The organism is Phenylobacterium sp., assembly GCF_020253645.1.
GTDB lineage: Bacteria > Pseudomonadota > Alphaproteobacteria > Caulobacterales > Caulobacteraceae > Phenylobacterium.
Genome location: NZ_JADCBG010000096.1, coordinates 1 through 8,494, shown reverse-complemented (window position 1 = coordinate 8,494; position 8,494 = coordinate 1). Strand labels below are relative to the sequence as shown.

At 69.9% G+C, this 8,494-nt stretch carries 9 protein-coding genes; 4 read left to right on the top strand and 5 right to left on the bottom strand.

What is annotated here, in order from left to right:
- Positions 1–171 precede the first annotated feature (171 nt).
- Positions 172–567: an MAPEG family protein gene (locus INE98_RS06735; RefSeq protein ID WP_293537621.1), complete on the bottom strand. Its 396-nt coding sequence runs from the start codon at positions 565–567 to the stop codon at positions 172–174.
- Between the two features lie 134 nt (positions 568–701).
- On the opposite strand from INE98_RS06735, the gene INE98_RS06730 reads away from it, so the two are divergent.
- Positions 702–2,015, top strand: a complete 1,314-nt coding sequence (locus tag INE98_RS06730; RefSeq protein WP_293537619.1) for a sorbosone dehydrogenase family protein — start codon at positions 702–704, stop codon at positions 2,013–2,015.
- Positions 2,016–2,037: 22 nt separating this feature from the next.
- On the opposite strand, the gene INE98_RS06725 is transcribed toward INE98_RS06730, so the two are convergent.
- The 4 genes from INE98_RS06725 to INE98_RS06710 form a co-directional block, all read right to left on the bottom strand.
- On the bottom strand, positions 2,038–4,119 hold the full coding sequence (locus tag INE98_RS06725) for a TonB-dependent siderophore receptor (protein ID WP_293537618.1): 2,082 nt from the start codon (positions 4,117–4,119) through the stop codon (positions 2,038–2,040).
- Positions 4,120–4,195: 76 nt separating this feature from the next.
- Positions 4,196–4,894, bottom strand: coding sequence for an SDR family NAD(P)-dependent oxidoreductase (locus tag INE98_RS06720; RefSeq protein ID WP_293537616.1), 699 nt, complete (start codon positions 4,892–4,894; stop codon positions 4,196–4,198).
- A 7-nt stretch (positions 4,895–4,901) separates the two neighbouring features.
- Positions 4,902–6,074, bottom strand: a complete 1,173-nt coding sequence (locus INE98_RS06715) for an acetyl-CoA C-acetyltransferase (RefSeq protein WP_293537615.1) — start codon at positions 6,072–6,074, stop codon at positions 4,902–4,904.
- Positions 6,075–6,182: 108 nt separating this feature from the next.
- A complete protein-coding gene (locus INE98_RS06710; RefSeq protein WP_293537613.1) occupies positions 6,183–6,680 on the bottom strand; it encodes a GAF domain-containing protein in 498 nt (165 codons plus the stop codon).
- 44 nt (positions 6,681–6,724) lie between these two features.
- Between INE98_RS06710 and INE98_RS06705 the strand changes: the two genes are divergently transcribed.
- The 3 genes from INE98_RS06705 to INE98_RS06695 form a co-directional block, all read left to right on the top strand.
- On the top strand, positions 6,725–7,417 hold the full coding sequence (locus INE98_RS06705) for a sulfite exporter TauE/SafE family protein (protein ID WP_293537611.1): 693 nt from the start codon (positions 6,725–6,727) through the stop codon (positions 7,415–7,417).
- Positions 7,418–7,579: 162 nt separating this feature from the next.
- Positions 7,580–8,308: an N-acetylmuramoyl-L-alanine amidase gene (locus INE98_RS06700; protein ID WP_293537610.1), complete on the top strand. Its 729-nt coding sequence runs from the start codon at positions 7,580–7,582 to the stop codon at positions 8,306–8,308.
- Positions 8,305–8,494: hypothetical protein (locus tag INE98_RS06695; RefSeq protein ID WP_293537608.1), on the top strand; the 190-nt coding region annotated here is incomplete at its 3' end. The genes INE98_RS06700 and INE98_RS06695, both read left to right, overlap by 4 nt.

Sequence of the window (8,494 nt, the reverse complement as noted above, 5' to 3'; positions counted from 1 at the left end):
TGTAGGCGTCGCCGAAGTCTCCCGCCCAGAAAGCTTCCTGCTCGGTCCTGAAGGTCATCGCCCCGCCCCCTGGAATCTGATCGCTGCAGAGCGGAGGCTCCACCGCTTCGCCAGGGGGGTCAACGGGGTTGGAGCCGGCCGGCGCCGGAACGCCGGCCGGGGCCGGAAGAATCAGGCGAGGCCCAAGACCGCAGCGAGGACCATTATGGTTCCCACGAGACCGATCGCCCAGAACAACGGGCGGACCTTGGGAACGCCGAGAAGGTAGATCACCGCATGCGCCAAGCGGGAATAAAAGAACAACTGCGCCCCAAGTGCGGTGGTGGCCCCGAGGGTGCCGGTGGCGGACGCTACGAGGATGAGCGGAGCGAAGAGGGTCAGACCCTCGCGATGGTTGTCCACGACCCGTAGGGCGCGGGCGTGGAATCCTTCCGGGGGGCTGAGCCCGTCCCGGGAGTCCGCCATCACCATGGCGCCCTTCGCGCGCATGCCCGCAACCGCCTGGATCAGCACGAGAACCAGAAGTAGCGCCGTCGAATAGACAAGAAGCCTGAGCTCAATCGGCATGTTTCCCTCCTTTGGTCGCCGGATGCCGTGATGGACCGGTCGCCAGAGGAGAGGCTCCGCTGCATCGACCGGGACGTCAAGCGGCCCTTGGAGAACGCACTCCGCCGGGTCATGATGGGACAGGAGTCGCCGACATGATCACCCGACCGCTTCGACCCCTCGTCCTGGGCGCAGCCCTTCTTTTGGCAGCCTGTTCCGGCGCGGGTTCTCCCGATCCCCTGGTGGGCTTCGGACCCAACCCCGACCTGCCGCCTCCTACGCGGGGTCCGCTGCCGCAGATCGCCATCGCCCAGCCGTTAGGCTGGAGCGGAACCGAGGCGCCCCGCGCACCCGAAGGCTTTGAGGTGACGCGGTTCGCAGGCGCCCTCGCCCATCCGCGCTGGCTCCTGGTCCTGCCGAACGGCGATGTGCTGGTCGCCGAGTCCTCGTCTGAGAGAAAGGGCAAGCCTGGCTTCCGGGACCACGTGGCCAACCTGCTGATGGGGCGGGCCGGCGCCATCCAGCGCACGAGCCCGAACCGGATCACCCTGCTCAGGGATGCCGACGGGGATGGTCTCGCCGAACTCCAGACGCCCTTCATCGAGAACATCCGCCGTCCGTTCGGCATGACCCTGGTGGGAGACACCCTTTACGTGGCCCAGGACGACGGGATCGTGAAGCTCTCCTACCGGTCCGGACAGCTCAAGGCGGAAGGACCGCCGGAGCGGGTGTTCGACCTGCCTGCGGGCCGCAATCACCATTGGACCAAGACCGTGCTCGCCAGCCCCGACGGCAAGACGCTCTACGCCACGGTGGGCTCCAACTCCAACATCGCGGAGTTCGGCATGGAGGAGGAGGCCGGACGCGCGGCCATCTGGGCGATCGACCCCGCCACGCGCTCCGGCCGGCTGTTCGCCACCGGACTTCGCAACCCGGTCGGACTGGACTTCGAGCCCGTCACCGGCGCCCTTTGGACCGCGGTCAACGAGCGCGATGAAATGGGCCCGGATCTTCCTCCGGACTACATGACCAGCGTCGTGGACGGCGGCTTCTATGGCTGGCCCTACAGCTATTTCGGACAGATCGTCGACGAGCGGGTCCAGCCCCAGCGTCCCGACCTGGTGGCGATGGCGTTGAAGCCGGACTACGCCCTCGGTCCGCACACCGCCTCGCTGGGACTGGCCTTCTATCGGGCCGGCGACTTCCCGGAAAAGTACAGGGGAGGCGCCTTCATCGGGCAGCACGGCTCGTGGAACCGCAAGCCTCTCAACGGCTACCGGGTTGTCTTCGTGCCCTTTGCCGACGGCAAGCCCACAGGGCCGCCGGAAATCTTCCTGGACGGGTTCCTGACCGGCGATGGAAAGACCCGGGGTCGCCCGGTGGGCGTGGCGGTGGACCGGACCGGAGCCCTCCTTGTCGCTGACGATACGGGCAAGGCGGTGTGGCGGGTGGCCGCCAAGCGGCCCTGACGGCCGTCATGGGCGCCCAGGGTCAGCCAAAGGTCTTTCGCAGCCGGAACTGAACCGCGCCATCGTACTGGAGGTCCCGGAAGTCGCGATAGAGGAGAGGCGCGGTGTTGCGCGGTCCGGACCAGACGTCGCGTACGCGGGCCGTGTCGCGGCGCAGGGACTGAAGCTCCACGCGCAGGGACAGGTCGGGCCGCCACTTCCACTCGCCGAAGACCAGGATCACGATCTCGCTCTTGAGCGTCTCGATCTCGTTGAGCCGGTAGAAGCGGTCGATATAGGGACCAAAGATGTCGAAGCCCCAGGTCGACCTCAGCCTCGGCAGGTCCTGGGCGTAGCGCAGCTCCCACTCCGACTCGCGCACGGCGGAAATCTGGGGCGGCGGGCCGAAGGCCTGGACGGCGGAGATCGGGCGGGGCCTGCCGGTGGTGGGATCCGTGACCTCGGTCTCGCGCAGGGAGAGCTGGGCCTTGAGGGTGGCCTGCCTGAGGCCGATCCCGTCCAGGGGCGCGCTGAGGCTGAACTGGACCTCGTTGCGCCAGCCATCACCGATGTTCGCCGGCGCGTCGGCGACGACGCTGCCCAGGAAGACAGGCGCGCGGTCGATCACGTCCTTGAGCTCGGAGCGACGCAGGGTCACGGTGAAAACCCCGCTCTTCAGGAACCGGCGCTCGAGCGCAAGCTCGCCCACCCAGGCCTGCATGGGAGACAGGTCCGGATTGCCGGCGGCGACGGCGCCGGTCTGGGTGACGCTGTTGTTCGCGACGAAGTCGTCAAAGTTGAGCTGGGTGACTTCCCGCTCGATCCGCCCGCGCACCTGCAGGGACTCGAACGGCGACCAGGTGACGGTCGCCCGCGGCTTGGTGAAGGAAAGCGACTTCTCCAGCACCACGTCGCCGGAGGATGTGACGGTGGAGGCTTCCTGGCGCAGCGCGAACTCGAAGGCCAGCTGAGGCGAGGCGCGAACCGCGGCGACGGCGAAGACTTCGCCGCGCTGCTCCTCCACGGTCACATTGGCGGCGGGGAGAGGCACAAGGCCGCTGTTGATCCTCAGGCTGGTCGTGGAGTCGAGGGTGTTCAGCGCCCCTTCGATCCCGGCCTCCAGGTTGAGGGCCGGGCTGGCGGTCCGCCGGAAGTGGATCCGGCCCACCGTCTCCGAAACGTCCTTCTCGTTCTGGAACAGGCGGGTGAGGGTCGGGCTGTCGAACCGGGCGTAGTTGTCTGTCCGGTTCCACTGCTGAAAGGCGACCAGGTCCAGCTGGTTGGGCCCGGCGCGCCGGTTCCAGCGCAGGCCGAGTTCGCTCTGCGACCGGTCCTCCGAGAAATACTGGAACTCCCGAGAGACCGACGGGAAGACGATGTCGTCATAGTATTCGCCATCGGCGTCGCCGCCGATATAGGCGCCGTTCAGGCGCAGGCGGCCGCCGGCCAGGGGGGTTTCGTAGGCTCCGACGAGCCAGCGGCGCGACCCCTGGGCGTCATTGTCGATCTTCGAGCGGATCAGAAGATTCCCGTTGGCGTCGACACGGACACGGTTTCCGTCTCCCGCCATGTCCTGGGGGCCCTTTCCGATCACAAACGAGAGCTCGACCAGCCGCTGGCCCTCGCGCCATTGCACCTCGCCCCTCGGACCATAGAAGAACCTGCCGTCCGAGATGGGCCACATCGTCCAGACAAAGGCGCCCTTCAGGCCGGCCGAGGACTTGCGGACGACGTTGGCGATCACGGTCCGGCCCTGCATGTCGATCCCGGGCGCGCCGCCGCGGATCACGTCGATGCGAAGGACGGAGGAGACGGGAATCCGCCTCAGGATCTCTTCCAGGGAGTCGTTCTTCGAGACCGGCGGCTCGCCGTCGATGAGCACATTGCCCCCCGAGCCGGAGAGCCCGCGGACGGCCGCGCCCCTGTCGAAGGAAAAGCCGGGAAGCCTCTGGACCATCTCGAGGGCGGTGGAGGGGCCCACATCCGCGAAGAAGGAAGGCGGATAGGAGATGACTCCCCGCTCGGCCGCGGCGGCCGGAGGGGGCGTCGCCCCGGGATCGGACGCCGGGGGAAGCGGCTCGGTCAGGGAGAGGGCCGAGACGGCCGCAAGAACAGACGCAAGCATGAACAGACTTTCCTCCCAGGGGAGAAGTCTGACGCGCAAGGCGCCTCAGGGCCAGAAAAAAGCGCCAGCGCCAGGGTCAAACCCGGCCGGTCACCGGAACAAGCGCGCCGGTCACCGCCGAAGCGGCCTCGGAGGCGAGGAACAGGATCACCGCCGAAAGCTCGGCGGGAGAGACCCAGAGGGACGGGTCCGCCTTGGGCATGTCCGCACGGTTGGCCGGGGTGTCGAGGATCGAGGGCAGGACGGCGTTGACCGTGATCCGGTCGCCCTTCAGCTCCTCCGCCAGGCTCTCGGTCAGCCGGTGCACCCCGGCCTTGGAGGCGGCGTAGGCGCCCATGCCCGCGCCCGAACGCAGGGCGGCGTTGGCGCCGACATTGACGATCCGCCCCGCCGCCGAGGCGCGCAGGTGTGGCAGGGCGGCGCGACAGGCGTTGGCCGCCGTCGAGACGTTCATCCGGTAGAGCCGGTCCCAGGTCGCAGGATCACCCCCGTCGAGGGTCTCCCAGGAAAAACCTCCGGCGATGTTCAGGAGGGCGTCGATCCCGCCCAGGCCCGCCGCGGCGGCGTCCATCGCCTTGCCCGCGGCGCCGGGGTCGGTCAGGTCGACCCCGGGAAGGACCAGGGCGCCCGGCCCGCAGTCGGCGACAAGTCCGTCCGGGGGCGCGGGCGCGAAGTCCAGGAGGGCGAGGCGACCGCCGCCGGCCGCGGCGGCCTTCGCCACCGCAGCGCCGAGGACCCCGAAGGCCCCCGTGACGACGATCCGCCTGCCGGACACCGAGGCCTTACAGGCGCTCGATGATGGTCACGTTGGCCAGACCACCGCCTTCGCACATGGTCTGCAGGCCGTAGCGGCCGCCCTTGCCCTTGAGGGCGTTGAGCAGGGTCGCCATCAGCTTGGTGCCCGAGGCGCCGAGGGGGTGACCCAGGGCGATGGCGCCGCCGTTGATGTTGAGCTTCTCGGGGTCGACGCCGAGGCGCTGCAGGTAGGCCACCGGCACCGAGGCGAAGGCCTCGTTGACCTCGAAGACGTCGATGTCCTCGACCTTCATGCCGGCCCGCTTCAGGGCGCGCTCGGTGGCCGGAAGCGGGGCTTCCAGCATGATCACCGGGTCATGGCCCATGACCGACAGGTGGTGGATGCGGGCCAGGGGCGTCAGGTTGTGCTCCTTCAGCGCGCGCTCCGAGACCACCATGACGCCCGAGGCGCCGTCGCAGATCTGGCTGGAGGAGGCCGCCGTGATCCGGCCGCCCTCGCGCAGCAGTTTCACGCCGCGGATGCCGTCGAGGCTGGCGTCGAAGCGGATGCCCTCGTCCACGGTGTGGATCACGGTCTTGCCGTCGGCGTCCTTGATCTCGACGCCGATGATCTCGTCCTTGAAGGCGCCCGCCTGGGTGGCGGCGATCGCGCGCTGGTGGCTGCGATAGCTGTACTCGTCCAGCTGGTCCTTGGTCAGGTTGTACTTCTCGGCGACCATTTCCGCGCCCATGAACTGGGAGAACTGGATGCCGGGATAGCGCTCTTCCTGCCAGGGGCTCTTGGGCACGCCAAAGCCGTTCTGGGCCGGCAGGGAGACCGAAAGGCCCATGGGCACGCGGCTCATGCTTTCCACGCCCGCCGCGATGACCACGTCCATGGTGCCGGACATCACCGCCTGGGCGGCGAACTGCAGGGCCTGCTGGGAGGAGCCGCACTGGCGGTCGACGCTGGTGGCGGGCACGCTCTCGGGCAGCTTGGAGGCCAGGACGGCGTTGCGCGCCACGTTGGTCGACTGCTCGCCCACCTGCATGACGCAGCCCATGACCACGTCCTCGACGGCGGCCGGGTCGATGGACGTGCGGTCCACCAGGTCGTTCAGCACGACGGCGGCGAGGTCCGTCGGGTGCCAGTCCTTCAGCTTGCCGCCCTTGCGGCCGCCGGCGGTGCGACCCGCCGCAACGATATAGGCCTCGGCCATGTCTTCGCTCCCATGTTCGCGCCCGGGCGATCCCGGGCCGCATCGGGGCGGGACCATAGGCCCCGGACGCGGGGGAAGCCAAGCCGTTCCGAACCGCCGGCGGCGGGGTCAGGTCGAGAATGTCTGCGCCAGGATGCGATTCAGGCCCTCGGCGTCGGTCGCATCGAAAGACGCCGGGATCTCGGCGTCCACGTCCAGGATGGCGATCAGCGCCCCGCCGGCGTCGAAGACCGGGCAGACGATCTCGCTGGCCGAGCGGGAGTCGCAGGCGATGTGGCCGGGAAAGGCGTGGACATCCTCGACGACCACCGTTTCCCGCCGCTGGGCCGCCGCGCCGCAGACCCCCTTGCCGAAGGGAATGCGAAGGCAGCCGAGGGTGCCCTGGTAGGGACCGAGAACCAGCTCGCCCGGCCGCTCGGGGTCGACCCTGTAGAAGCCCGTCCAGAAGAAGTGCGGGAAGGACTGGGCCAGCATGCCAGCCACCACCGCCATGCGCGCGGTCCGGTCGGGCTCGCCCTCCAGGACAGAGGCGACCTCATCGGCCAGGGCGGCGTAACGCTCGGCCTTGCCGGACGGGAGTTCTACGGAGTTGAAGGCTTCGGCCATGGGGTCTCTATAGCAGCACCGGACGACCGGCGGCGAGGCTGTGCATGATCACCCTGGACTTCGGCGGCGGCCTGCTCCTCGGCCTCGCCTCCAGCCTCCACTGCGCGGGCATGTGCGGGGGCATCGCCGCCTCCATCGCCCTTGCGACGGCGCCCGGGGCCTCGACGAGCGGTCGGCTCGTCGCCCTCCTCCAGGCCCAGGCGGGAAAGGCGGCGGGCTACATGGCGGCGGGGGCGGCCCTGGGCTGGGCCGGGGCGGGCCTCTACGGGGCCCTCGACATGACCGAGGCCTTCGGGATCCTGCAGAAGGTCAGCGCGGCGGTCCTCATCTGGACGGCGCTCGGCCTCATGGGCCTCGTTCCCTCCCCGGCCATCCTGGGTCGCCTGTTCCAGCCCCTCGGGCGCTGGATGCTCACAGCCCGGCGCTCCGCGCGCGGCCTGGCCGCCGCAGTGGCGGGCCTCGCCTGGGGTCTGATCCCCTGCGGCATGGTCTACGCAGCCCTTCTCTACGCCCTGCTGGCGGGCGCGCCGGAGCGCGGCACCCTGGTCATGGCCGGCTTCGCCCTGGGGGTCCTGCCCTCGGTGACGGCTACGGCTCTGGGCGCATCCAGCCTTGCCCGGGCGGGGGCGCGACCCGCCCTGCGCCTTGCCGCCGGCGGCGCGCTCATCGCCTTCGCCCTGGCCACCCTGGTCTGGCCGGCCGGCGCCGCCCCGGGCCTCTGCCTTCCGGCGGCGTAAGGTCGAGCGCGGCTCCCCGGGTTCAGTCGCGGAACCGATACCCGCGCGCCGCTGCCCCTCTCACCGGGCTTCGCCGGGAGCAATTGGCGCTGGGGTTCCTCGGCGCCCATACGCGCCAAAATCCGGATGCGGCCGCCGCCGATTGGCCCTAGCTTCCCGGCCATGGACCTCATCGACGCCCCGTCGCCGAACTTCGACGCCCGGACGGCCCCGCCGGACATGATCGTCCTGCACTATACGGGCATGACGACGGGTGAGGCGGCCCTCGCCCGGCTGTGCGATCCCACCCCAGGAGGGCGGGTCAGCGCCCACTACCTGGTCGAGGAGGACGGCCGCGTCTTCCGGCTGGTCGACGAGGCGCGCCGGGCCTGGCACGCCGGCGTGGCGTCCTGGAAGGGCGAGAGGGACATCAACGGCCGCTCGATCGGCGTCGAGATCGTCAATCCGGGACATGCGCACGGCTATCGCGACTTCCCCGAGCCACAGGTCGCCGCCGTCATCGCTCTGCTGACCGACATCCGAAGCCGCTGGACCATCGCCGACGGCGACATCGTCGGGCACTCCGACGTGGCCCCTGCCCGCAAGCAGGACCCTGGCGAGCGGTTTCCCTGGAAGCGGCTGGCCGAAGCCGGCCATGGCCTCTGGGTCGAGCCGCCGCCGGCCCCGGGCCTGCCGCTGTCCGAGGGGGCGGAGGGGGCCGCTGTCTTCGCCTTCCAGGCGGGGCTGACCCGGCTGGGCTATGACTGTGCGCCCAGCGGGACCTTCGACGCCGCCACCCGCGACGTTGTCGCCGCCTTCCAGCGGCACTGGGTCCAGAGCCGCTTCGACGGCGTGGCCGACGGTCTGACCCGGGCGAGGCTGATCGCCCTTCTGCGACTCTCCGCGGCATGATCACCGATCCGCCGCGGGTGCATGCCTTCGAACTGCGCGCCCTGGACGAGTCGGACGCTCCCGGTCTCCTGGCGCTCTTCTCCGACCCGGAGGTCTGCGCCTTCATGGATATCGAGCCCCTGCAGACGGAGTTCGAAGCCCTGGACATCATCGACTGGGCGCAGGCCCAGGCGGCGCAGGGCGTCG

What these genes read in the sequence shown, in the direction of transcription:
- INE98_RS06710 (WP_293537613.1), bottom strand. Translation starts at nt 6,680, where the DNA reads ATGGCCGAAGCCTTCAACTCCGTAGAACTCCCGTCCGGCAAGGCCGAG.
- INE98_RS06705 (WP_293537611.1), top strand. Translation starts at nt 6,725, where the DNA reads ATGATCACCCTGGACTTCGGCGGCGGCCTGCTCCTCGGCCTCGCCTCC.
- INE98_RS06735 (WP_293537621.1), bottom strand. Translation starts at nt 567, where the DNA reads ATGCCGATTGAGCTCAGGCTTCTTGTCTATTCGACGGCGCTACTTCTG.
- INE98_RS06725 (WP_293537618.1), bottom strand. Translation starts at nt 4,119, where the DNA reads ATGCTTGCGTCTGTTCTTGCGGCCGTCTCGGCCCTCTCCCTGACCGAG.
- INE98_RS06730 (WP_293537619.1), top strand. Translation starts at nt 702, where the DNA reads ATGATCACCCGACCGCTTCGACCCCTCGTCCTGGGCGCAGCCCTTCTT.
- INE98_RS06700 (WP_293537610.1), top strand. Translation starts at nt 7,580, where the DNA reads ATGGACCTCATCGACGCCCCGTCGCCGAACTTCGACGCCCGGACGGCC.
- INE98_RS06715 (WP_293537615.1), bottom strand. Translation starts at nt 6,074, where the DNA reads ATGGCCGAGGCCTATATCGTTGCGGCGGGTCGCACCGCCGGCGGCCGC.